The organism is Nonomuraea sp. NPDC049158 (genome assembly GCF_040648335.1).
In the GTDB taxonomy this organism is placed as follows: domain Bacteria; phylum Actinomycetota; class Actinomycetes; order Streptosporangiales; family Streptosporangiaceae; genus Nonomuraea.
On the sequence record NZ_JBEZDM010000024.1, the window covers coordinates 148,353 to 170,713 of the forward strand.

General features: G+C 72.0%; 18 protein-coding genes. 10 read left to right on the top strand and 8 right to left on the bottom strand.

Going from position 1 to position 22,361, the window contains the following annotated elements:
- Genes AB0B61_RS38970 through AB0B61_RS38985 form a run of 4 tightly spaced genes read left to right on the top strand, consistent with a single transcriptional unit; the run spans position 1 to position 4,221 of the window.
- Positions 1 to 927 carry a sugar ABC transporter permease gene (locus tag AB0B61_RS38970; protein ID WP_358443201.1) on the top strand — a complete coding sequence of 309 codons (927 nt, stop codon included), beginning with the start codon at positions 1 to 3 and terminating at the stop codon, positions 925 to 927.
- Positions 924 to 1,814 (top strand): carbohydrate ABC transporter permease, encoded by an 891-nt coding sequence (locus AB0B61_RS38975; protein WP_358443204.1) that lies wholly within the window; start codon positions 924 to 926, stop codon positions 1,812 to 1,814. The genes AB0B61_RS38970 and AB0B61_RS38975 overlap by 4 nt, the downstream gene beginning before the upstream one ends.
- On the top strand, positions 1,811 to 3,067 hold the full coding sequence (locus tag AB0B61_RS38980) for a 6-phospho-beta-glucosidase (protein ID WP_358443206.1): 1,257 nt from the start codon (positions 1,811 to 1,813) through the stop codon (positions 3,065 to 3,067). Before AB0B61_RS38975 ends, AB0B61_RS38980 begins: the two co-directional genes overlap by 4 nt.
- Positions 3,052 to 4,221, top strand: a complete 1,170-nt coding sequence (locus AB0B61_RS38985; RefSeq protein ID WP_358443209.1) for a BadF/BadG/BcrA/BcrD ATPase family protein — start codon at positions 3,052 to 3,054, stop codon at positions 4,219 to 4,221. The genes AB0B61_RS38980 and AB0B61_RS38985 overlap by 16 nt, the downstream gene beginning before the upstream one ends.
- A gap of 154 nt (positions 4,222 to 4,375) precedes the next feature.
- On the opposite strand, the gene AB0B61_RS38990 is transcribed toward AB0B61_RS38985, so the two are convergent.
- From AB0B61_RS38990 to AB0B61_RS39020, 7 genes are all read right to left on the bottom strand, one after another.
- The gene (locus AB0B61_RS38990; protein WP_358443213.1) at positions 4,376 to 5,941 is read right to left on the bottom strand and encodes a glycerol-3-phosphate dehydrogenase/oxidase; all 1,566 of its coding nucleotides are present in this window, start codon (positions 5,939 to 5,941) and stop codon (positions 4,376 to 4,378) included.
- Positions 5,938 to 7,413, bottom strand: a complete 1,476-nt coding sequence (gene glpK / locus AB0B61_RS38995; protein WP_358443216.1) for a glycerol kinase GlpK — start codon at positions 7,411 to 7,413, stop codon at positions 5,938 to 5,940. Before glpK ends, AB0B61_RS38990 begins: the two co-directional genes overlap by 4 nt.
- Positions 7,414 to 7,493: 80 nt before the next feature.
- The gene (locus AB0B61_RS39000; protein WP_358443219.1) at positions 7,494 to 8,438 is read right to left on the bottom strand and encodes an IclR family transcriptional regulator; all 945 of its coding nucleotides are present in this window, start codon (positions 8,436 to 8,438) and stop codon (positions 7,494 to 7,496) included.
- Positions 8,439 to 8,572: 134 nt separating this feature from the next.
- Positions 8,573 to 9,055: an Lrp/AsnC family transcriptional regulator gene (locus AB0B61_RS39005; RefSeq protein ID WP_358443222.1), complete on the bottom strand. Its 483-nt coding sequence runs from the start codon at positions 9,053 to 9,055 to the stop codon at positions 8,573 to 8,575.
- Between the two features lie 23 nt (positions 9,056 to 9,078).
- Positions 9,079 to 9,672 carry an ATP/GTP-binding protein gene (locus tag AB0B61_RS39010; protein WP_225291242.1) on the bottom strand — a complete coding sequence of 198 codons (594 nt, stop codon included), beginning with the start codon at positions 9,670 to 9,672 and terminating at the stop codon, positions 9,079 to 9,081.
- 284 nt (positions 9,673 to 9,956) lie between these two features.
- Positions 9,957 to 10,793: a terpene synthase family protein gene (locus AB0B61_RS39015; RefSeq protein ID WP_358443224.1), complete on the bottom strand. Its 837-nt coding sequence runs from the start codon at positions 10,791 to 10,793 to the stop codon at positions 9,957 to 9,959.
- A 319-nt stretch (positions 10,794 to 11,112) separates the two neighbouring features.
- Complete coding sequence (locus AB0B61_RS39020) at positions 11,113 to 14,376, bottom strand: CHAT domain-containing tetratricopeptide repeat protein (protein WP_358443226.1); 3,264 nt, start codon at positions 14,374 to 14,376, stop codon at positions 11,113 to 11,115.
- A gap of 115 nt (positions 14,377 to 14,491) precedes the next feature.
- On the opposite strand from AB0B61_RS39020, the gene AB0B61_RS39025 reads away from it, so the two are divergent.
- The 3 genes from AB0B61_RS39025 (at position 14,492) to AB0B61_RS39035 (ending at position 16,968) form a co-directional block, all read left to right on the top strand.
- Positions 14,492 to 15,850, top strand: a complete 1,359-nt coding sequence (locus AB0B61_RS39025; RefSeq protein ID WP_358443229.1) for a S8/S53 family peptidase — start codon at positions 14,492 to 14,494, stop codon at positions 15,848 to 15,850.
- A 75-nt stretch (positions 15,851 to 15,925) separates the two neighbouring features.
- On the top strand, positions 15,926 to 16,507 hold the full coding sequence (locus AB0B61_RS39030; RefSeq protein WP_358443232.1) for a sigma-70 family RNA polymerase sigma factor: 582 nt from the start codon (positions 15,926 to 15,928) through the stop codon (positions 16,505 to 16,507).
- Positions 16,508 to 16,512: 5 nt separating this feature from the next.
- Positions 16,513 to 16,968: a hypothetical protein gene (locus tag AB0B61_RS39035; RefSeq protein ID WP_358443235.1), complete on the top strand. Its 456-nt coding sequence runs from the start codon at positions 16,513 to 16,515 to the stop codon at positions 16,966 to 16,968.
- A 66-nt stretch (positions 16,969 to 17,034) separates the two neighbouring features.
- Here the strand turns inward: AB0B61_RS39035 and AB0B61_RS39040 are convergent, their stop codons facing one another.
- Positions 17,035 to 19,797 (bottom strand): AAA family ATPase, encoded by a 2,763-nt coding sequence (locus AB0B61_RS39040; protein WP_358443237.1) that lies wholly within the window; start codon positions 19,795 to 19,797, stop codon positions 17,035 to 17,037.
- Between the two features lie 226 nt (positions 19,798 to 20,023).
- On the opposite strand from AB0B61_RS39040, the gene AB0B61_RS39045 reads away from it, so the two are divergent.
- From AB0B61_RS39045 to AB0B61_RS39055, 3 genes are read left to right on the top strand one after another with little or no spacing between them, the layout of a single operon-like run.
- Positions 20,024 to 21,079, top strand: coding sequence for a helix-turn-helix domain-containing protein (locus AB0B61_RS39045; RefSeq protein WP_358443239.1), 1,056 nt, complete (start codon positions 20,024 to 20,026; stop codon positions 21,077 to 21,079).
- A gap of 15 nt (positions 21,080 to 21,094) precedes the next feature.
- A complete protein-coding gene (locus tag AB0B61_RS39050; RefSeq protein WP_358443242.1) occupies positions 21,095 to 21,487 on the top strand; it encodes a VOC family protein in 393 nt (130 codons plus the stop codon).
- 12 nt (positions 21,488 to 21,499) lie between these two features.
- The gene (locus tag AB0B61_RS39055) at positions 21,500 to 22,282 is read left to right on the top strand and encodes an alpha/beta hydrolase (RefSeq protein ID WP_358443244.1); all 783 of its coding nucleotides are present in this window, start codon (positions 21,500 to 21,502) and stop codon (positions 22,280 to 22,282) included.
- The last annotated feature ends 79 nt before the right edge of the window (positions 22,283 to 22,361 follow it).

Consider the following 22,361-nt stretch of genomic DNA (forward strand, 5'->3'; position numbering starts at 1 on the left):
GTGGCGGGCGTACCGCTCAGGCGCCGGGAGGGGTTCCGGGCCCTGCTGTGGCTGTCGCCGTGGCTGGTGGGGTTCGGGGTGTTCTTCGCCTATCCGCTGCTGGCGACCGTGTACTTCTCCTTCTTCAACTACGACCTGTTCTCGCTGAAGTTCAACGGCCTGGCCAACTACCGTTACTTCATGCAGGACGAGCGGGCCTGGCTCTCAATCCGGAACACGGCCTGGCTGGTGGTCGTCATGGTGCCCGCCCAGGTGCTGTTCGCCCTGGGCGTGGCGCAGCTGGTCACCAAGCTGAAGTCCGGCGTGGGGTTCTTCCGCACGCTGTTCTATCTGCCGTCGCTGGTGCCGGTGACGGCGGGGACGGTGGCGTTCGTCTTCCTGCTGAACCCGGCCACCGGGCCGGTCAACCGGATCCTCTCCCTGGTGGGCATTTCGGGGCCCGACTGGTTCGGCGACAAGGACTGGTCCAAGCCGGGGCTGACGTTGCTGGCCATGTGGAGCGTCGGCAACATCATGGTGATCTTCCTGGCGGCGCTGCTGGACGTGCCCCGGCACCTGTACGAGGCGGCGGCCATCGACGGGGCCGGGGCGTGGCGGCAGTTCCGCAGCATCACGCTGCCGACGATCCGTCCCGTGCTGATGTTCTCGGCGGTGACCGGGGTCATCTACACGCTGCAGTACTTCACCCAGGCGATGATCGCCTCCCGGGTCGCGGCGGGTGTCACCGACGCGCCGGGCACCTCGTTCGTGCCCGGCTATCCGGAGATGTCGACCCTGACGCTGCCGCAGTGGCTGTTCCAGACAGGCTTCCGCGACTACGCGATGGGCTACGCCTGTGTGCTGGCGCTGGTGCTGTTCGCGGCGTCGATGGCGTTCACACTGATCCTGCTGCGCCAGTTCCGCGGGTTCGAGGAGGTGGCCGAATGACCGCCACGCTGGTGGCGCCCCCCACGCGGGCCGCCGGGCGGCGCGCCCGGGAGCGGCGTGGCCGTACCAGGAGAATGCTGTACTGGATCGCCACGCACGCAACGGCTGTCGCGCTGGGGATCGCGTTCATCGGGCCGCTGGTCTTCGTCCTGCTGACGGCGGTGATGAGCGACAACCAGACGCTGACCGACGAGCTGTGGCCGCACAGCTGGAACTGGGGCAACTTCGGCGAGGTGTTCGCCAAGTCGCCGATCCTGCTGTGGCTGCGCAACACGATGATCTACGCGGTGGCCGGCACGCTGTTCACGCTGGTGTCGTCGATCCCGGTGGCCTACGCGCTGGCCCGGTTCCGCTTTCCGGGGCGCAGGCTGGCGTTCCTGCTGGTCATCACCATGATGATGCTGCCGCCCCAGGTGGTCGCGGTGCCGATCTACCTGATCTGGGCACGGCTGGACCTGACCGGGACGCTGCTGCCGCTGATCCTGCCGATGCTGCTCGGCGACGCGTTCTCGATCTTCCTGCTGCGGCAGTTCCTGCTCTCGATCCCGCGCGAGTACACCGACGCGGCGCGGGTGGACGGCTGCACCGACTTCAGGACGCTCATCCGGGTGATCCTGCCGATGGCCAGGCCGGGCATCGCGGCGGTGGCGCTGTTCCAGTTCTTCTATTGCTGGAACGATTACTACGGGCCGCTGCTGTACGCCGCCACCAACGTCGACAGCTGGACCCTGTCGGTGGGGCTGGCCTCGTTCAAGGCGCTGCACAGCGTGCAGTGGAATCTGACCATGGCGGCGACGCTGCTCGTCATGGCTCCGGTGATCATCGTGTTCTTCTTCGCCCAGAAGGTCTTCATCGAGGGCGTGACATTGACAGGAGTGAAGGGTTGAAACTGGCCGTGGTGGGGGGCGGCTCGACGTACACGCCCGAGCTGATCGACGGGTTCGCGCGGCTCCGTGATGAGCTGCCGGTCTCAGAAATCGCACTCATAGATCCCGATTTATCGCGACTTGAGGTGGTTTCTGGGATGGCGCGCCGCATGCTGGCACATGCCGGGCATCCGGCCCGGGTGCTGGCCACCTCGTCCGTCGAGGAGGGGGTCTCGGGGGCGCAGGTCGTGCTGTTCCAGTTGCGCGTGGGCGGGCAGGCGGCGCGTGACGTGGACGAGACGCTGCCGCTGCGATGCGGCTGCGTGGGGCAGGAGACGACCGGCGCGGGCGGGCTGGCCAAGGCGCTGCGCACGGTGCCGGTCGTGCTGGAGATCGCCGAGAAGGTGCGTACGCACGCGCCGCAGGCGTGGATCGTCGACTTCACCAACCCGGTCGGCATCGTCACCCGCGCGCTGCTGGACGCCGGGCACCGGGCGATCGGGCTGTGCAACGTGGCGATCGGCTTCCAGCGCCACGTCGCCGACCTGCTGGGCGTGCCGCCGGCGCGGATCTCGCTCGGCCACGTCGGGCTCAACCACCTGACCTGGGAACGGGCCGTGTACCTGGACGGCGAGGACGTGCTGCCGTCGCTGCTCGCCGAGCACGCGGAGTCGCTGGCCGAAGGCCTGGGCCGCCCCGAGCTGCTCCGCCGGCTCGGTGTGGTGCCGTCGTACTATCTACGCTATTTCTACGATCATGACGCGGTGGTGGAGGAACAGCGGGCCAAGCCGTCGCGCGCGGCCGAGGTGGCGGCGATGGAGACGAAGCTGCTGGAGATGTACGCCGACCCGTCGGTCGTCGAGAAGCCGGCGCTGCTGGGCGAGCGCGGCGGCGCCTACTACTCCGAGGCGGCGGTCGCGCTGATCGCCTCGCTGCTCGGCGACCGCCCCGGCACCCACGTGGTGAACGTCCGCAACCACGGCACACTCCCCTTCCTGGGGGACGAGACGGTGATCGAGGTGCCCGCGCACGTCACCGCCGCCGGGGCCGAGCCGCTGCCGGTGCCGCCGGTCGAGCCGCTGTTCGCGGGGCTGATCGCGCACGTGTCCGCCTATGAGACGCTCGCCCTCGAGGCGGCCCGGCACGGCGGCGCGGACCGCGTACGTAACGCCCTGCTGGCCCATCCCCTGATCGGGCAGGACGCGACCACTGAGGAGCTGACCGGCCTGCTGCTGGACGCCAACCACGCCTACCTTCCGTGGACGGTGAGATAGTGGAGCACCGCAGGCTCGTCCTCGCGGTCGACGGCGGCAACAGCAAGACCGACGTGGCGCTGGTCACGGAGGACGGCGATGTGCTGGCCACCGGCCGCGCGGGCCCGTTCGCGCCGCAGAGCGACGGCGTCCCGGCGGCGCTGGACGCGGTGGAGGAGGCGGTACGGCAGGCGCTCACGCAACTGCCGCCGGGCAGCGCCTCCGGCCCGGTCCACTCGCCGGCCACCTCCTCTGGGCCCTCCCCGGACCGTTCCGCTGATCGCTCGCCGGACCACTCCCCCGACCGTTCCTCGGACCACTCCCCCGACCGTTCCTCGGACCGCTCCCCCGACCGTTCCTCGGACCGCTCCGCCGACCGGCCCGTTGTCGCGGGCCGGTTCGATCATGTGGCGGCCTACCTGGCGGGGGCCGATCTGCCGGTCGAGGAGGAGGCCTTGGCCCGCGAGTTCGCCCGCCGGGGCTTCGGCCCAGACATCTCCGTCCGCAACGACACCTTCGCCCTGCTCCGGGCCGGCGCCTCGAACTCCTGGGGCGTGGCCGTGGTGTGCGGCGCGGGCATCAACGCGGTCGGCGTCTCCCCCAGCGGCCAGGTGGCCCGCTTCCCCGCGCTCGGGCGCCTCAGCGGCGACTGGGGCGGCGGCCAGGGCGTCGCGGAGGAGGCGCTGTGGCACGCCGCCCGCGCCGAGGACGGCCGCGGACCGGCGACCGCGCTGGCGGAGCTGTGCACACGGCACTTCGGCGTGCGCACGGTCGAGGAGCTGATCCTGGAGTTCCACTTCGGCCGCCTGGACGAAGACCGCCTGCACGAGCTCACGCCGGGCGTCTTCGCCACGGCCGCGGCGGGCGACCCGATCGCCAGATCGCTGGTGGAACGCCAGGCGGAGGAGATCACCGTGCTGGCGGAGGTCTGCCTGCGCCGCCTGGACCTGCTGGAGACGCCCACGGAGGTGGTGCTGGGCGGCGGCATCCTGCGGGCCCGCGACCCGCTCCTCACGGCCCTCCTGGACGCCTCCTTCGCCGCCAGGGCGCCGCGGGCCAAGCTCGTGGTCGCCGACGTCCCGCCGATCGTCGGCGCCGCTCTCAACGGCCTGGAGCACCTGGGCGCGACAGACCTGGCCAAGACCCGCCTGCGCGCCCGCTACGAACAGACCTGACGGGCCCGCGAACCCGCCGCGCCTTGGCAGCGGGCGCTTTGGGAGCGGGCCCTTTCGGAGCGGGCCTGGACAGCGACCGGCCCCGGCGGTGACGGGCCCTCGTGGTGAGGGCCCTCGCGGTCACGGGCCCTCGCGGTGAGGGCCCTCGTGGTGGTCAGGACGCGGGAACCGGGCCGCCCGTGAGGAGCGTCTCGACGCGGGTGCGGACCTCCGGGGTGTCGAGGCCGCGGACCGTGAGGGTGGTGCGGCGCCGTACGACGTCGTCGACCGTCGCCGCCCACTCGTGGTCGCGCGCGTAGACCGCCTGCGCCCAGATGTCCGGCCCGTCCGGATGGATCCGCTCGCCCAGCGCGGGCGTGTCGCGGATGAGCCGGGCCAGGTCGAACGCGATCGAGCCGTAGTGGGAGGCGAGATGGCGGGCCACCAGCGGGTCCATCCGGGTGCCTGGCTCGCGGTCGGTCCACAGGCGCATCGCGACGGCATCCGGGCTGGCCAGGCCGGGCAGCGGCATGGCGGGCAGGATGGCCGCGAGGTCGTCGCCGAGCGGGTGACCCGGCAGGTGGGCGAGCATGTCCAGGACGAGCTTGCCGATGTGCCGGTAGGTGGTCCACTTGCCGCCCGCCACCGACAGCATGCCGCCCTTGCCCCGGCTGAGCACCGTCTCCCGCTTGGCCGACGACACGCCGCCGGGGCCACCCGGTAGCACGCGCAGCCCGGCGAAGGCGTAGGTGATGTCCTCGCGCCGCAGTTGCGACTCGCGTACGGCGTGCCCGGCCTCGTCGAGGATCTGGGCCACGTCGGCGTCGGTGGCGCGTACGTCGGCCGGGTCGCCCTCGTAGGCCTCGTCGGTGGTGCCGAGCAGCAGGTGGTCCTCCCACGGGATGGCGAAGGACACGCGGTATTTGTCGATCGGGGTGGTCAGGGCCGCCTTCCACGGCTCGTGGCGGCGCATGACCAGGTGGGCGCCCTTCGACAGGCGGATGCTCGGCGCGGCCCCGGGGTCCTCCATGCGCCGCAGGTGGTCCACCCACGGGCCGGTGGCGTTCAGCACGAGGCCGGCCTCGACGCCGAACTCCGTACCGTCGAGCCGGTCGCGCAACTCCGCTCCCGAGACCGTGCCGCCGCTCTCGCGCAGGCCGACGACCTCGGCGTGGTTGAGCACGACCGCGCCCGCGTCGACGGCGGCGCGCACGGTCATCACCGCGACCCGGCTGTCGTTCATCTGGTGGTCGCCGTAGACGGCGGCGGCGCGCAGCCCCTCGGAGCGGAGCGCGGGCACCCTGGCCAGCGCCTGGTGCGGGGTGATGACCCGGCCGAGTCCGTCGCCGAACACCGACAGCGCCGAGTAGAGGAACACCCCCGCGCCCAGCTTGGCGGCGCCGTGCGGGCCGCCGCGATAGACCGGCACCACGAAGGAGAGCGGCTTGACCAGGTGGGGGGCGATGTCGCCGGCCAGCGCCCGGCGTTCGCGGTGGTTCTCGGCGACCAGTTTGACGTTGCCCGTCTGCAGGTAACGCAGGCCGCCGTGGACGAGCTTGGAGGAGGCGCTGGAGGTGGCCCCGGCGAAGTCGCCGCCGTCGACCATGGCGACCCGCAGGCCCGCCTGGGCGGCCATCCAGGTGACGGAGGTCCCGAGGATGCCGCCGCCGATGACCAGCAGGTCGTAGGTGCCCCTGGACAGCTCCTCGCGGGTCTCGGCGCGGGAGGCGGTCGTGGTCATGGCGTGCTCCAGTCGAGGCTTCGGTCGATGGCCTTGCGCCAGTTGCGGTATTCGCGGTCGCGGACGTCCTGGCCGATCTTCGGCCGCCACTCGGCCGCCTTGTGCCAGTTGGCCCGCAGGCTGTCGGTATCGGGCCAGTAGCCGGTGGCCAGCCCGGCCGCGTAGGCGGCGCCCAGGCAGGTGGTCTCCGACACCATCGGGCGTACCACCGGCACCGCGAGCACGTCGGCCAGGATCTGCATGAGCAGGTTGTTGGCGGTCATGCCGCCGTCGGCGCGCAGGGAGGTGAGCGCCAGGCCGGCGTCGGCGTTCATCGCGTCGACCACTTCGCGCGTCTGCCAGGCAGTCGCCTCCAGCACGGCGCGCGCGATGTGCCCCTTGGTGACGAACCCGGTCAGCCCGGCGATGACCCCGCGCGCGTCGGAGCGCCAGTGCGGGGCGAACAGGCCGGAGAACGCCGGGACGAAGTAGCAGCCGCCGTTGTCCTCGACCGTGCCCGCGAGGGTCTCGATCTCGGCGGCGCTGGAGATCAGGCCGAGGTTGTCGCGCAGCCACTGCACGAGCGAGCCGGTGACGGCGATCGAGCCCTCCAGCGCGTACGTGGCGGGGGCGTCGCCGATCTGGTAGCCGACGGTGGTGAGCAGCCCGTGCTTGGAGGCGACGGGCTCGGTGCCGGTGTTCATCAGCAGGAAGCTTCCGGAGCCGTAGGTGCTCTTGGTCTCGCCCGGGCCGAAGCACGTCTGGCCGAACAGGGCCGCCTGCTGGTCCCCCAGCGCCGCCGCCACCGGCACGCCGTCGCCGGTGGTGCCGTAGACCTCGGCCGAGGGGCGGATCTCCGGCAGCATCGCGCGCGGCACGCCGAGCGCGGCGAGCAGCTCGTCGTCCCAGCTCAGGGTGCGCAGGTTCATCAGCATCGTCCGGCTGGCGTTGGTGACGTCGGTGACGTGGCGACCGGTGAGCCGCCAGATCAGCCAGCTGTCGACGGTGCCGAACAGCACGTCGCCGCGCTCGGCCCGCTCCCGCAGCCCGGGGGTCTCGTCGAGCAGCCAGCGGATCTTCGGCCCGGCGAAGTAGGTGGCCAGCGGCAGCCCGGCCCGCTCGCGGAAGAGCTGCTCGTGCCCGGCCAGGGTCCGGACCAGGGCGTCGGTACGGGTGTCCTGCCAGACGATCGCGTTGGCCACGGGCCGCCCGGTGTGGCGGTCCCACAGGACGGTGGTCTCGCGCTGGTTGGTGATGCCGAGGGCGACGAGCTGGCCGAAGTCGATGCCGCTGCCGGTGACGGCCTCGGCCACCACGCCCTGGACGGCCTCCCAGATCTCGGCGGCGTCGTGCTCGACCCAGCCGGGCCGGGGGAAGATCTGCCGGTGCTCCCGCTGCGCCACCGAGACGATCCGGCCGGCCTGGTCGAACACCATGCACCTGCTCGACGTGGTGCCCTGGTCGATGGCGGCGACGTAATGCGGTCCAGGCACGGCTTCCTCACTTCGATGTGTTCGGCATTGCCGAACGGTTGCCAAATCCTAGCTGCGGCCGGGCCGGGCGTGTCAACACGTCACCGGCTCAGGTCGCGAGTGATGGCGCGGGCGGCGTCGCGGACGTAGGAGACGATCGTGATGCTCGGCTCGCCGCCCTCGGCCAGCCGCTCGACCGCGCCTCTGACGCCGATGGCGCCGACGGTGACGCCGCGCGCGTCCCGGATGGGAGCGGCTATGGAGACCTCGCCCTCGACCAGCTCCTCCACGTCGCAGGCCCACCCACGGCCGCGGACCAGCTCCAGCTCCTTGGCGAGGTCGTCGGCGCGGGTGAGGGTCCTGGGGGTGAAGGCGGCCAACCCCTCGACGGCGGGCTCACCGCCTGCCGTCGCGCCGGGCGCTGTGGCGGACGGCATGCCGGGCGTCGCACCGGGCGCTGCTTCAGGCGCTGTGGCGGACGCCGCCGTACCGGGCGTCGCGCTGAGCGCTGCTCCAGGCGCTGTGGCGGACGGCGTGCCGGGCGATGCCGCCGATTGCGTGGCGGACGGCGCGTGGAATGCCGCGCCCGCGTCGCCGTACGGGTCGTACGCCAGGAGGACCTTGCCCAGCGCGGTCGCGTGCGCGGGCAGCAGCGTGCCGACCTGCAGGACCTGCATGCTGTCGTCGGGCCTGAACACATGGTGGACCACCAGGACGCCGCCCTCGTGCGCGGTGCCGATCCACACGCTCTCCCTGCTGCGCCCGGCCAGGGCGTCGGTCCAGTTGAGCGAGCGGGTCCGCAGCACGTTGACGTCGAGGTAGCTGCTGCCCAGGTGCAGCAGCGTGCCGCCGAGCCGGTAGCGGCCGGTGGCGGCGTCCTGCTCGACGAAGCCGACATGGACGAGTGTGCGCAGGATGCCGTGCAGGGTGCCCTTGGGCAGGCCCATCGCGCGGGCCAGCTCGGCCACGCCCAGCTCGCGCGGGCCGGAGGCGAGCAGCCTCAGAATGCCGGCGGCCCGTTCGACGGACTGGATGGTCTCTCCCACGCCCCACACGGTAGCGCAGTTCGGCAATGCCGAACAGTGGTCACCACGCTACGGCGGGGGCCCGTCGCCGAATAGGGCGGAGCTGGCGGCCCATCGTCAGGCAGTGGGGAGCCGGAGTGGGCGCCGGCCCGTCGTCAGGCAGAGGGAGCGGGTGTCGGTCCGTCGGCGCCGTCGCCTGCCACGTCGGGCGGCCGGTGCTCGTAGGGGGTGCTCAGCACGACGGTGGTGCGCGTGGAGACGTTCGCGGACGCGCGGATGTGCTGCAGCAGTTCTTCCAGCGCCAGCGGCGTGGCGACGCGCACCTTGAGGATGTAGCTCTCGTCGCCCGCCACGCTGTGGCACGCCTCGATCTCGGCCAGGTGGGCCAGCCGCTCAGGCGCGTCGTCGGGGGCCGCGGGGTCGATCGGCTTGATGGACACGAACGCGGTCATCGGCAGCCCGATCGCGTCATAGTCGATGATCGCGGCGTAACCGCGTACGACTCCGCGCTTCTCCAGCCGCCGCACCCGCTGGTGCACCGCCGAGACCGAGAGCCCGGTCTCCCTGGCCAGATCGGTGAAGCTCATCCGGCCGTCCCTGGCGAGCAGCGTGACGATCTGGCGGTCGATCTCCTCCATCGGTCAAAGGTAGCCGGTGATGGTCACGACATGGTCCCGACCGGGGTGGCTCCCTGGCGCATGGCGTGCTCGACCAGCGTGATGAGCACTTCCCGGCCGGAGTCCTTCCTGCGGGCGTCGCAGCGCACGATCGGGATCTCCGGCTCGAGGCCGAGCGCCATCCGTACCTCGCCGACCGTGAAGGGGCGCGCGCCGTCGAAGCAGTTGAGCGCCACCACGAACGGCTGACCGCGCCGCTCGAAGTAGTCGATGGCCGGGAAGGAGTCGGCCAGCCGCCGCGTGTCGGCCAGAACCACCGCCCCGAGCGCGCCCATCGCCAGCTCGTCCCAGACGAACCAGAAGCGTTCCTGGCCGGGCGTGCCGAACAGGTACAGCATGTAGTCGTCGCGGATCGTGATCCGGCCGAAGTCCATCGCCACGGTGGTAGTCGGCTTGGCCTCGACGCCCGACAGGTCGTCGATGTCCACGCCGATATGCGTGAGCGCTTCTTCCGTCCGCAGAGGACGGGTCTCGGAGACCGCGCCCACCATGGTGGTCTTGCCCACGCCGAACCCACCCGCGATCAGAATCTTGATCGCGGTCGGCAACCGCCATCGATCAGAGCGACCGAAGTCCATCCAGCACCGCCTGTACATCCCTCCGCGGCCGTGCCGCGCATGCACAAATCCGCCCTGAGGAGCCGTGGTCAGTAGAACCTGTCAAGGCGCAGAGAAAAGGTCGAACCACGTGCCTGGCATCGAGACACCCTAGCAACGCCACATATTCCACTCAAGCCACAATCATCCTCGGGAATCAATATGTCACGGTTTGTCGTATCTAGACCAGTTATTCGCGCCCCGTTCACCCAAGGGTAAAGGCCCTTGTCATGGGAGGTTGCGAGACCGTAACGGCTTCAGAGGGCCTAGCCGGAAATACCGTGCAAACCAGCGTTGAACCCGATCTGTCGCCGCAGGTAGGCGGCCGTGCGCGGACTGCGTTCGCGTACCGGCTTGAGCAGCTCCAGCGCCTCGCGCGCCAGCTCCTCCATCGCGTCCGCGACCTCGGCATGGCTGACGCCGAGCATCAGGACGTTCAGGTCGCCCCAGCTGACGTCCCTGCGGTAGGAGGCGAGGTCGCCCAGCAGGTGCAGATAGCGCTGGACGTGCGCGCTGACGGCCCGCAGCTCCTCCAGATGGCGCCTGGCCCAATCGTCGCCCGCGTAGATCCAGTGCGACAGGTCCACGAAGCAGGACCCCCGGCTGTCGGCGTTGTCCAGGTAACGGGCGAAAGTGGGGACGGCCTGCGTATCGCGCCACACCCACGCCCTGGCCATCGCGTCGAACATGCCGGCCAGCTGGTCCCGCCAGAGCGGGTGCAGAGCCTCGAAGTCCTTGACCGTCGCCAGCTCATCGCGCAGGTCGGCCAGGAAGCGGGTGACCGCGGCCCGCGGCGCCGCGCCGTCGGCCACGGCCAGACAGTCGCGCGTCAGGGCCTCCACCTGAGAACGCGTCGTGGTCGTGTGGTCCACCAGGCGGTCGACGGCCGACACCCAGAGCGACGTCCGGTTGACGATCTTGAGCGCTTCGGACGTGGCCCAGGGGGCGCTGAAGGCACCGGTCAGTGCCAGCGCGGTGTAGAAGTCGGAGTCGAAGGCAGCCGGCGGGAACAGGCCGCCGTACATCTGAGCGCAACGACGTAGATCCCGGCCGCACTCCGCGGCGAGCGCGCACGCCAAGCCCAGCTCGTACGCTTCTTTCAACTCGTCGTCCGGCATCCTAGAGCCGCTCGATCGGCATGCGGATCATGGGCGACGACCCCCCAAACCGGCATTCTGCCGCTACTGGCGAATTTTCACATGATCACCCACATTTGATCAAGGCAAGGACACTGCCGCATCACCCCCCACAGTCACCCCGCACTGTCACCCCCATGTCATCCACCGTGTTCAGCATCCACCGTCCGGGCCGCTCTGTCAGCCATCCTTTCCGCCACTTGTCAGCCCGCCCCTCACCCCGCCTCTCACCCCCGCCCCTCAGCCGCTCCTCAGTCCGCCTCTCGACCGGCCCCACAACCGCCCCTCAACCCGCCCCGATCGCGATGAACGAGACGTCGTCGCCGCGAGCCTCGCAGAGCGCCTCCGCGAGGCTGAGCCCGCGCCGCAACCCGTCGTGCAGAGCCACCATGACGGGCACGGCGGCCGCGTCGTTCACCGGGACGACACTCGCGACGATGCCGGCCGTACCGAGGTGGAGAAGCGCGGTGGCCGGCCCGAGCACCTCGTCGGCCCCCACCGCGGCCACCTGCCCGGAGTCGCAGCTCGACAGCACGAGCCGGTAGGGGGCTCGGCGCAGCCGTTCGAGGTCGTACACGGTGAGGGGACCGTCGTCCAGCAGCAGTGAGGAGAAGGAAGGGCTGTCAGCCCGAAACGTCCCATGCGCCGCCAGATGCGCGAGATGACACCCGTCGATGGCCCTCAGCACGCCCTGAGCCGTCGCCGCCCCATCGGCCAGCACAGTGACGGACCTGACGGTCGGCGCAGCGGCGGACCCAACGGCCGACCCAGCGGTCGATGCGGTGACGGACCCAGCGGCCGGCACGGTAGTCGGCGCGGTGGCCGACGCGGTAGCGGACCCAGCGGCGGGCCTGGCGGCTTCGGCGTACAGCTCGGCGATGGAGCGCACCTCGCCGTCGGCGTGCGCCACGCCGGGGCCGCGTACGAGCACCACGCCCCCGTCAGCGGGCGGGACGGCTGCCCTGGCGCGCAACCAGGCCGCCGCCGACGGCGCCACGCTGAAGGCCCGGCGCCGCAGCGCGGGCAGCAATCCCCATGGCGCCCCGTGCAAGGTCGCCGGAGGCACCACGACCAGCGGCTCACAGACCCGCGACCCGGCAGGGGCCGATCCACCACCGGACCGCCCAGGGCCTGACGACCGACCATAGCCTGACGACTGGCCATCCGGCGGCCCGAGGACTGACCGTTCGCCATCCGACCGCCCGAGGACTGACAACCGGCCATCCGACCGCCTAGGGGCTGATCGTTCGCCGCCGGAGCGTCCGTCGCTCAGGCGGGCAGCTACCGGGCCGAGGAGGGCGCGTTCCAGCCGGGCGCCGAGGCGGGCGAGTTCGTCCGGGTCGGCGCGGCTCTGGTAGGCGAGCCGTCGCAGCCTCGAGCGGGCGAACTCGATCTCTGTGACGGCGGTCGCGGCCGATCCCACCGTGAACCGGCGTACCTGCCCGTTGCCACACAGCAGCGCGTGCAACACACCGTCGACGATCACCAGCTCAACCAACCGGCCGCCGCCGACCGCCGCCAGGAGCTCTCCTCCGCCGACCGCCGTCAGAAGCCGCCCGCCGCCGGAGCCCGACTCATCGCCGCGACCGTCGGTATGACGGTCGGCGCGGCCGTCACCGCAGCCGTCAGCACGACCGTCATCGTGGCCGCCAGCACAACTGTCAGCACGGCCCTCGACACGACCGTCAGCGCGGCCATCAGCACAACTGTCAGCACGGCCCTCGACACGACCGTCATCGCGGCCCTCGGCGCCGCGCACACGCAGGGTCGCGGCACGTACCCGCGCCTCCAGCCGGTCCCGGTCGCGTTCCAGCGTGGCCGCCGACGAGGCGCCCTCGGACCGCGCCCGGCCGAGCAGGTGGTCGGTCTCCCGCAGCGCGGCGAGCTGGGCGAGCAGCCAGTGGTCGTCGGGCGGCCGTACGGGGGGCACGGCCAGCGAGGTCGCCCGCCATCGTTCGGTCCAGTCGAGCAACCGCCGGGGCCGCCCCGCGCGCAGCCAGTGCCGCTGGGCGAGCGTGACCAGTTCGGCGCCGTGGGCGGTCGCCAGGGCCCGCAGTTCCGGCGAACCGAACGCGAGGCGGTGTTCCTCGATCAGCGCCAGCCCGGCCCGGCAGGCGTGCAGCAGCCGCCGGGGCCGGTCAGCCGCCTCCGCACGCAGCGCCTCGGCCAGCCAGCCGCCCGCCCTGGCCGTCGCGGAGCCCCGGTGGCGGGCCCGCGCCGCCTGCGTCAGGTGGTGATCGGCCGCACGCCCCCTGCCGAGCGCCAGCGCCGCACGGCCCGCGAGCAGATGCGCCTGCCACACCTCAGGCGACGCAAGCTCCGCCAGCCTGACGGCCAACCGCCTCGCCTCCGCAAACCGCCTGGCCTCCGCCACCCGTCTGGCCTCCGCCAGCGGCCTGGCGGGCACCGCAGCCCCGGCCTCCCGCCCGACCGCCGGACCGGATGACACCGCAGGCCCGGCCTCCCGCTCAACCACAGAACCAGAAGACACCGCACTCCCGGACACAGGCCCGGAAGACACCACGCCCCCGGCCAAGGCTGTGTCCTCTGCGAGGCTCGCCTGGACCAGGATGAGCTGGGCGTGCGCTGCCCACCAGGCGCGCCGCTGCCCGGCGAACAGGGACCGCGCCTCCCCCGCCCGCGCGCGGGCCGTACCCGGATCCCCGGACAGTAGCGCGGCCTTGGCGGCGAGGAGCAGTAACTCGGCCCGCATGGTCGCCTGCCCGCGCAGCCGGGCCAGGTGCCGCAGTGCCCCGTCGGCCTGCGTCAGGGCGTCGCGCGCCAGACCGGCCGCCAGCAGCACCGCGCACCGGTCGGCGGCCAGGTCGAACATGGGCGTGCCGAGCGCCTGGAAGCCCCGGTCGGCCTCGTCCAGGAGGTCCAGCGCGAGTGGCAGGTCACCCGCGCGGAAGGCGACGACGCCGCGGTTCTGGACGGCGACGACCGAGTCGTGTTCCTGGCTGGTGGTGGCGAACATCCGCTGGGCGACCCGGAAGTCCTCCTCGGCCAGGGCGACCGAGCCGCGCGCGAGCCGGACGTGCCCGCGCAGGGTCAGCGCGCGGGCCGCCCAGACGGTGTCGCCCGCGCCGAGCAGCGCCGGGGCGGCGAGCTCGAGGTCGTCGAGCGCCTCGCCGTGCCGGCCGAGGATCCAGCGGGCGCCGGCCCGCCGGAACAGTACCCGCGCCCGGGTGGTGCCGAGGGAGAGGGCGGCGGCCGTGTCGAGCGCGGACAGGCCGGGCCTGGTGCGGCCGTGCTGCAGGAGCGCGATGCCGAGCGTGGCCAGCACGTCGGCCTCGCGGTCGGCCGAGCCGGAGCGCCGCGCCAGCCGTACCGCCTGCCGCAGTTCGCGGATCGCCGCGTCGAGGTCGCCGAACTCGCGGCGCAGGATGCCGATCGCCTGACGCGCGATCGAGCTCTCGTACGGCCCGCGGCCGTCGGCGAGCATGGCGGTGGCGGCCGTCATGGCCTGTCGCGGGCGCGCGAACACCATGGCCAGCACATCGTGCGGATCAGCCGGAATCCGGGAATCCCTCGCCGTTTCCCCAGACACGGAGTCGATGGTAGATGCGGGTCATCCGGGCGTCCACGCGGCACGTGTATCAGGAAGGGGGTGCGCCGCTCATACATGGCAGGCCCGTAGTCACCCATCGAGGAGGTCCCGAAAGATGAGCACACCACGCAACGGACGCGACATGCGTTTCTGGGAACAGCTCGAGATCCTCAACGAGGCACTGCCGGCGGGCAAGGTGGCGGTGGCCGGGCCGCAGGGCGCGACCCCGGATTCCGACGTCCTGCCGGAGTTCGCCTATCTCGCCGAGCATCTCCTGGTACGCGCGCCTGACGTGGAACGTGCCATCCAGGGCATTCAGGCGAGTCTCCCGTCGGGGGAGCCGGTCCGCGTGGTCTGGCCGCCGGACCAGGACGCGCGGCGGGTCACGGTACGCCGGCTGTCCATCGGATCGCGGGACGTCTTCCGCGCCCTCGCCGTGCTCAGACAGGCCAAGATCCCCGGCACGCTGGTCCACTTCGTCACGGTCTCGGGCGTCAACCTGTGCCCGGGCGACGAGCCGGTGCCCAGCGGCGAGCCGCTCAAGCCGCCGATCGCGGGCCGCGACAGGGGTGAGAACGCGCACGTCACGGTGATCGACACCGGGTTGGTGCACGACTACCTCGACCACCAGTGGCTGGCGCAGAGCTCCGGCCAGCCGAACATCCCGATGGTCGACGGCGACGTCACCACCCAGGCCGAGGAGGTGGACGCCGACGGCTTCATCAAGCCGTACGTCGGCCATGGCACGTTCATCGCGGGCGTGCTGCGCTGCGTGGCACCCAGTACGGACGTACGCGTCTACAACGGCTTCCCGTACGGCGGCGCGGTCGAGGAGGACCAGCTGGGCCTGCTCCTGCTGCAGACGCTCGACACCCACGGCTGGCCCGACGTCCTGTCACTGTCGGCGGGCACCAGGACGAACGACGCCCAGGCGCTGCTCGGCCTGGCCGACTTCATCGACGAGCTGGCCCTACACCCCGAGACGCTGCTGGTGGCCGCGGCCGGCAACGACGGCGAGAGCGTGCCCTTCTGGCCGGCCGCGTTCGCCGCGGAGGCGGTGAACACCACCGGCGACGTGATCCTGTCGGTGGGCGCGCTGCGCGAGGACGGGCTCGGCCGGGCGTGCTTCAGCAATCACGGCGACTGGGTGACGGTGTACGCGCCGGGTGAGCGCCTGATCAACGCCTACACCTCGGGCGACTACGAGTACGACTACCCGCACAACACCACCTGCCGCTTCCACCCCGTCGTCCCGCTGTATCCGGGCTGCACCTGCGTCGCGCCGCTGTCGGAGGGGGATGTGGTCAAGTTCAGCGGGATCGCGCAGTGGAGCGGCACGTCGTTCGCCACGCCGTTCATCGCCGGGCTCATCGCGGCGCGCATGTCGGAGGCCGGGGTGACGTCGCGGCAGGCGGCCGGGCAGCTCATCGCCGGACAGCTGGCGATACCCGATCTCAGTGGTTTTCTGCAATGACTCAACCACTCCCTGTTCTGGAGCGTCTCACGAAATATCATGCTCCAGGATGTTCCAGGACAGGGAAGGACCGCCGTGGACGAGACCGCAGCCCTCGTCAGAGCAGCCGCGGAAGGGGACTCCGGTGCCTGGAAGGAGCTCTACCAGCGCCACAGCGGCCTGGTGTGGGCGGTGGCGCGCGCCTATCTCGTCAACGCGTCCGACGCGCAGGACGTCTGCCAGACGACGTGGTTCCGGCTGGCGGAGAACCTGACCCGGCTCAGGGACCCGGACAAGGTGGGCGCCTGGCTGGCCAGTACGGCCCGGCACGAGGCGCTGCGGGTGATCCGCGCGAGCGGGCGGGCCACGCCCATCAGCGACATGGAACTGCTGGGGATGGACATCGACGAGCGCTCCCCTGAGCACCTGATGCTGGAGGCGGAGGAGGCCGTCGCCGAGGCCGAGCGCGCGCTGGTGGTGTGGGCCGCCTTCGAGGAGATGCCGGATCGCTGCCGCCGCCTCCTGCGGCTGCTGATCGCCTCTCCGCGCCCCACCTATCAGGAGATCGCGTCAGGATTGGGCATCGCGGTGGGCAGCATCGGCCCGATCAGGGCCCGCTGCCTCCAGCGACTCCGCACGCTGGTGGCGGAGCGTGGAGTGACCGGAATACGCAGGTGAGCCGAATGAACGATGAGAGCTTCGACCTGGAAGCCGAGCTGGAAGGCGAGCTGCGGGAGATCGCCGAGCTGCTCGACCCCGTCCCTCCCGCGCTGCTCGAGGACGCCATGCAGGCGTTCACGCTGCGGACGCTCGACGCCGAGCTGGCCTCGCTCACCTTCGACTCCTGGGACGAGGAGCCCTCGGCCAGGGTCGTCAGGGGCGCGGGGCAGCCGCGGCTGCTCACGTTCGAGGCGGGCGGGGTGGCGGTGGAGCTGGAGGTCTCCGCGGCCCGGCTGGTGGGACGGGTGTCACCGGAGGGGCCCGCGGAGATCGGCGTCCAGCGGCCCGACTTGGTCCTGCTCGTACGCTCCGACGAACTGGGCCGCTTCACCGCCGAGGGCCTGGCCCGCGGCCCGCTCCGCCTCCGCGTCACGCCCGACGGAGGCGCGTCGATCGTCACCTCATGGACGCACATATAACCGGATGTACGACGCCGCGCCGGTCCCCTCCTCCGGCGCGGCGTCGTGGCCTCCTGAGCGGTGGCGTCAGGCGCTCTCCTCCAGCGTGGCCAGCTTGGCGGCGAGCGCGACCCGGGAGCCGATGCCGAGCTTGGTGTAGATCTTGCCCAGGTGATACTCGACGGTCTTGACGCTGATCAGCAGCTCCCGGGCGATCTGCCGGTTGGTCAGGCCGTCGGAGACGAGCCTGGCCGTGCTGTACTCCTGAGGCGTCAGTCCCAGCCGTACGGTGCCCGGCTGTTCCAGGCCGCACGCCTCCAGCTCCTGCGCGCAGCCGGCCACGAGCGGGCGGGCCCCCAGCCGGGTGAAGGTGGCCTCGGCGGCCCGCAGCCGGGCGGCGGCCGCCCTGCGCCTTCCGGTACGCCGCAATAACCGCCCCAGGTCCAGCAGGACGCGGGCCTCCTCCAGCGGGCAGCCGGTGCCCTCCAGCAAGCCCAGGGCGGCGGTGAAGCTCTCCTCGGCCCTCGCTGGAACGTTCCTGGCCGCCAAGAGCAACCCGGAGAGCCGAGCCCGCCTCGCCCGCGCCCGCGCGCCGCCGCCGGGCAGGGTGGCGAGCTCGGCCTCGGCCTCGTCCAGGCGTCCCTCCGCGACCAGGGTCTCGATGAGCTGCGGCCGGTGGTCGGGGACGAACGGGTCGTCGGCACCCGCCGGCGCGGCCCCGGCACCGGCGCCGAGCAGGCCCAGCGCCAGGTCCGCCTGGGTCTCGCCCATCACGTTGCGCTGGCAGCGCGCGATGGCCCTGGCGGCGGTGGCGTGGGCGAGGGCCCGTTCGTGCTCCCCGAGCGCCGCCAGTGGGGCGACGCAGACGACGTGCAGGGTGGGCAGCAGCCAGCGCTGACCGAGCCCCTCCGCCTCGGCCAGCGCCCGTTCCGCCCTGGTCAGCGCGTCCTCCCAGCGCCCCTCGCAGTGCTCGGCCACGGCCAGCAGCGCGCCGCCGACCAGGCGGTGGTACGGCAGCCCCGCCTCATCCAGCGCCGCGACGGCCCTGACCAGCGCACCGGCCGCCGCGCCCGCCTCACCCTCCCGCAGCAACCCGACGGCCGCCGGGATGCCCTCCGCCGTAGGCTCACCGCCGAGGGCGCTTGAGCTCGGCACCGGCACATCGTGCGGCTGGCCGGTCGTACTCCGGGCCAGCACGTCGTGCGGCCGGGCGGTCGCGCTCAGGGCCAGCACGTCGTGCGGCCGGGCGGTCGTGCTCTGGATCGGCTGTTCGGCCGCCAGGCGGGCCCAGGTCGCCGCGGCGGCTCGATCCCCGTTGACCAGGTGCAGCCAGGCCAACTGCTCGGCCGTGTCGGCGGCGAGGCGGGGTGAGCGGTCCCGCCACGCGGCGGCGAGCAGGTCGGCGGCCTCGTCGAGCCGGCCGGCGGCCAGCGCGAGCCGTCCCAGGATGTAGCGGCGCACGGGCCGCGGATCGGCGTTGGGTACGGCGGCCAGCTCGGCCGCGCGGACGGCGTCGCCGCCCAGCAGCAGGTGCTTCAGCGCCGCGGTGCGCAGCTCGTCGCGCCGGGCCGCGGACTCGCAGAGCCCGGCGGCCAGCTCCAGATGGGTGGCGGCGTCGAGCCAGAGGCCGTGCTGGGCCTCCTTGGCGGCGTACCTGGCCAGCTCCTCGGCCAGTTGCTCATCGGGCCCACCAGCAGCGGCGGCGCGGTGGCGCAGGGCCGTACCGGTGTGCTCGACGAGCCGGGCGGCGGCCAGGTGCAGCCGCGCACGGGTGCCCGCGCCGAGCGAGCCGTAGACGGTGGCCCCGGCCAGCGGGTCGGGGAAGGCGACGAAGCGTCCTGGACGCTCGTCGAGCAGCCCGGCGTCGACCGCCTCTTCGAGCGCGGCCAGCGGGTCGCCGACGATCCGGGCCACGGAGGCGACCACATGCAGGGGATGGGGCTCGCCGAGCACGGCGCGGGCGGCCACGAGCGCGCGCGTCTCCGCACCGCACGCGCGCAGGCGGCGGGTGAACGGCCGGGCGTAGGAGTCGGGAGCGGGCAGCCGGGCGCCCGGGTCGGCCAGCGTCGTCGGCGCGACGGTGGCGAGCAGCTCGCGGGCGTACAGCGGATTGCCCGAGGTGTGCTCACACAGCCGCCGGGCGGTGCGCTCGGCCAGCGGATCCGGCGCCAGCCCCGCCAGGTCGGCGGCGGGCAGGCCGCCGAGGACGAGACGGAGCCCGCCCTCGCCGGTCAGCAGCCGCCGCAGCCCCTCCGGCAGCCACGCGGCGGCGGTACCGCGGCAGCTGACGACCACGAGGACGCGGCCGGTACGCAGGCGGCGCAGCAGGTAGCCGAGCGCCCGCAGCGACGCCCTGTCGGCCCACTGGGCGTCGTCCACGAGCACGACGACGGGCCCCTCGGCCTGCAGAGGCCCGACCAGCTCACACAGCGCCTCCCCCACGGACCACAGGTCCCGCCCCGCCGCGCTACCGGTCGCCGCACCCGCCAGGCCAGTCCGCCGCACCCTGGCGCTCCGCAGCCCGGTCCCCCGTAGCCCGATCTCCCGTAGCCCGGCCCCTCTCGGTCCGGTCCCGCCCATTCCAGTGCTCGCCGGCCCGGCGCCGTCCAGGACGGACCACGGCTGGTCGGCGAGCTGGCGGACGATCCCGTACCGCAGGTGCCGCTCGGCCTCGTCCCCGCTCGCCGCCAGCACCCGCACGTTCACCTCTCCGCCGAGTACCTGGCGGACAAGCGCCGTCTTCCCGATACCCTCGGGCCCCTCTATGACCATTCGCCGCACGGCGCCCTTGCCCGCGGCGCGCAATTCCTCGCGCACCAGGGCGAGCTCCGTTGCTCTCCCGACGAACATCCCCTCTCCCTCCGTTGCCCCTCGACTTCCCAGAGCACGCGCGGAGGCTTCTGATACACCTCTTTTCCTCGCAAACCTGCAGCGAAGTGGCGGTAACCGCTTTCCTTTTCCGAATCGCCCAAGCATCGCCGCTCCGGAGAAAGACGGCCCTCAAGACGCTGGGCTGGGATCTGAGCGAGGGCATCATTACCATTGGCGGGGTTTGGCCGACGGAGAGGGCGGTGGGATGGCTGTCCTGATTCGTACCCGTGACGTGCCCGCCGCGCGCAGATACGAGGAGTGGCGGAGCATCGTCTGTGACACGCTCGGTCCCCTCGACATGCGGATGGATCCGGACGTGCCGCTGCGGGGCGCCATCGACGCGGGGCAACTCGGTTCGGTGGGTGTCGGCATCGTCCAGACCTCGACGCCGCACAGCGTTCACCGGACGCCTGGCCTGATCCGCCGCGACAGCCCCGAGCTCCATCGGGTGGTGCTGGCCATGTCGGGCCGACCGCTTCTGGTGCAGGACGGCCGCGAAGCGCAGCTCCGGCGCGGCGAGTTCGCGATCTACGACTTCGCGCGGCCATACGAGCTGGCCTATGACTCGGCGGTGCATCTGGCGGTGTTCAGTTTTTCCCGGGAGATGCTGGCTCTGCCCTTCGATTCCATCGCGAAGCTCACGGCCGTTCCGATCACCGCGGACGGCGGAACGGGTGCCCTCGCCGCGCCCCTGTTGCGCAGGGTGGCGCTGGATCTGGAGACCTATCAGCCGGCCAGCGCGGCGCGGCTGTCCACCGTGGTGATGGACCTGGTCACCACCGCCATCGCCGAACGCGCCGACCAGAGCGCCACGCTGCCGGTGGAGTCGCGATCACGAACGCTGCTGCTGCGCGTCCACTCCTTCGTCGAACAGCACCTGGGCGAACCCGACCTCGACCCCGCCACCATCGCGGCCGCGCACCATGTGTCCGTACGCCACCTGCACCGGCTGTTCGAGACGCAGGACACCACAGTGGCCGCCTGGATCAGACATCGGCGGCTTGAGCGGTGCCGCAAGGACCTGGCCGACCTCGCCCTCCGGGACACGTCGGTGAGCGTGATCGCGGCCAGATCGGGGCTGCCTGACTCGGCCCACTTCAGCCGTTTGTTTCGGCACACGTACGGGCTGCCGCCCGCCGAGTATCGCCGCACGCGCCTCACACAAAGCCCTGGCACGGAAAGTCAATCGGACGGCGCCAGGGTGCAAGCGGCGCGGGCTCGTGATCAGCAGACTGAAGCTGTTCGCAAGACGCGGTGCTGAGGAAAGGACCCAGCGATGTCCACCACGCTGTTCGTCAACCTGCCGGTCAAGGACCTGGACCGGTCGAAGACGTTCTTCGGCGAGCTCGGCTTCCCCTTCTTCGGGGCGACCGATGACATGGCGTCCGTGGTGATCAGTGAGCAGACCCAGGTCATGCTCCTGACGGAGCCGACGTTCGCCTCCTACGCCAGGACGGAGGTCGCCGACCCGACCAAGAGCACGCAGGTGATCATGGTTCTGGGCCTCGACAACCCCGTACAGGTCGACGAACTCGTCGACAAGGCGCTGGCGGCGGGTGCGACCGCCGTCGGTGAGCCGATCAACGTCGCGGGCCGCTACCAGCGGGGTTTCGCCGACCTCGACGGTCACCATTGGGCGGCTCTGTGCCTGGCGACCCCTGAGGGCTGACGGGGCCCCGCCATGAGCCATCCCGTGACCGGCAGGGTCACCTCGGCCGACGGCACGCCGATCGCCTTCGGCCGGTCCGGGACCGGACCGGCCGTCATCCTGGTCCACGGCGCGTTCACCGACCGGACTCACCCCACCCTGCGCGGTGTGGCCGAGGCGCTGGGGTCGTGGTTCACCGTGTTCAACTACGACCGTCGCGGACGTGGCGAAAGCGGTGACACCCAGCCCTATGCCGTCGAGCGTGAGATCGAGGACCTGGCCGCCCTCATCGAGACGGCGGGCGGATCGGCCATGGTGTTCGGCGGCTCCTCGGGCGCCGCCCTGGCGCTGACCGCCGCTCCGAAGCCGGCCATCGCGAAACTCGCCGTGTGGGAGCCCCCGTACCACGTCGACGACAGCGCACCCGGTCTGCCGTACGACTTCGCGTCTCAGCTGGAAGACCTGGTCAAGCGGGGTCGGCGCGCGGAGGCGATCGAACTGTTCATGGTCGTGGCCGCCGAGGTCCCTGTCGAGGCGGTGGCCGCGATGCGTGTCCAGCCCTCCTGGCCGCAGCTGGAGGAGATCGCCCACACCTTGGCGTACGAGGCCGCCGTCCTGGGGCCGGGGAACGCCCTGCCTACCGAGGTTCTGGCCTCGATCGCGCAACCCGTGCTCGTACTGACGGGCGGGGACAGCCCTCGGTGGATGGCCGAGGCGGGAAGAGCGGTCGCCGAGACCGTGCCCCGTACGGTCCACAGAATCCTGGACGGCCAGACCCACAACGTGACCCCTGAGTCTCTCGCCCCGATGGAGTAGTAGGTACGGACGGCTATGCTGCGCACTGAACGTTTTACCGCCGCCCCCGCACGGGCGTCACAAGGGAGATCAACGTAAT

What these genes read in the sequence shown, in the direction of transcription:
- AB0B61_RS39050 (WP_358443242.1), top strand. Translation starts at nt 21,095, where the DNA reads ATGTCCACCACGCTGTTCGTCAACCTGCCGGTCAAGGACCTGGACCGG.
- AB0B61_RS39045 (WP_358443239.1), top strand. Translation starts at nt 20,024, where the DNA reads ATGGCTGTCCTGATTCGTACCCGTGACGTGCCCGCCGCGCGCAGATAC.
- AB0B61_RS39035 (WP_358443235.1), top strand. Translation starts at nt 16,513, where the DNA reads ATGAACGATGAGAGCTTCGACCTGGAAGCCGAGCTGGAAGGCGAGCTG.
- AB0B61_RS39010 (WP_225291242.1), bottom strand. Translation starts at nt 9,672, where the DNA reads ATGGACTTCGGTCGCTCTGATCGATGGCGGTTGCCGACCGCGATCAAG.
- AB0B61_RS39025 (WP_358443229.1), top strand. Translation starts at nt 14,492, where the DNA reads ATGAGCACACCACGCAACGGACGCGACATGCGTTTCTGGGAACAGCTC.
- AB0B61_RS39055 (WP_358443244.1), top strand. Translation starts at nt 21,500, where the DNA reads ATGAGCCATCCCGTGACCGGCAGGGTCACCTCGGCCGACGGCACGCCG.
- AB0B61_RS38975 (WP_358443204.1), top strand. Translation starts at nt 924, where the DNA reads ATGACCGCCACGCTGGTGGCGCCCCCCACGCGGGCCGCCGGGCGGCGC.
- AB0B61_RS39040 (WP_358443237.1), bottom strand. Translation starts at nt 19,797, where the DNA reads ATGTTCGTCGGGAGAGCAACGGAGCTCGCCCTGGTGCGCGAGGAATTG.
- AB0B61_RS38990 (WP_358443213.1), bottom strand. Translation starts at nt 5,941, where the DNA reads ATGACCACGACCGCCTCCCGCGCCGAGACCCGCGAGGAGCTGTCCAGG.
- AB0B61_RS39005 (WP_358443222.1), bottom strand. Translation starts at nt 9,055, where the DNA reads ATGGAGGAGATCGACCGCCAGATCGTCACGCTGCTCGCCAGGGACGGC.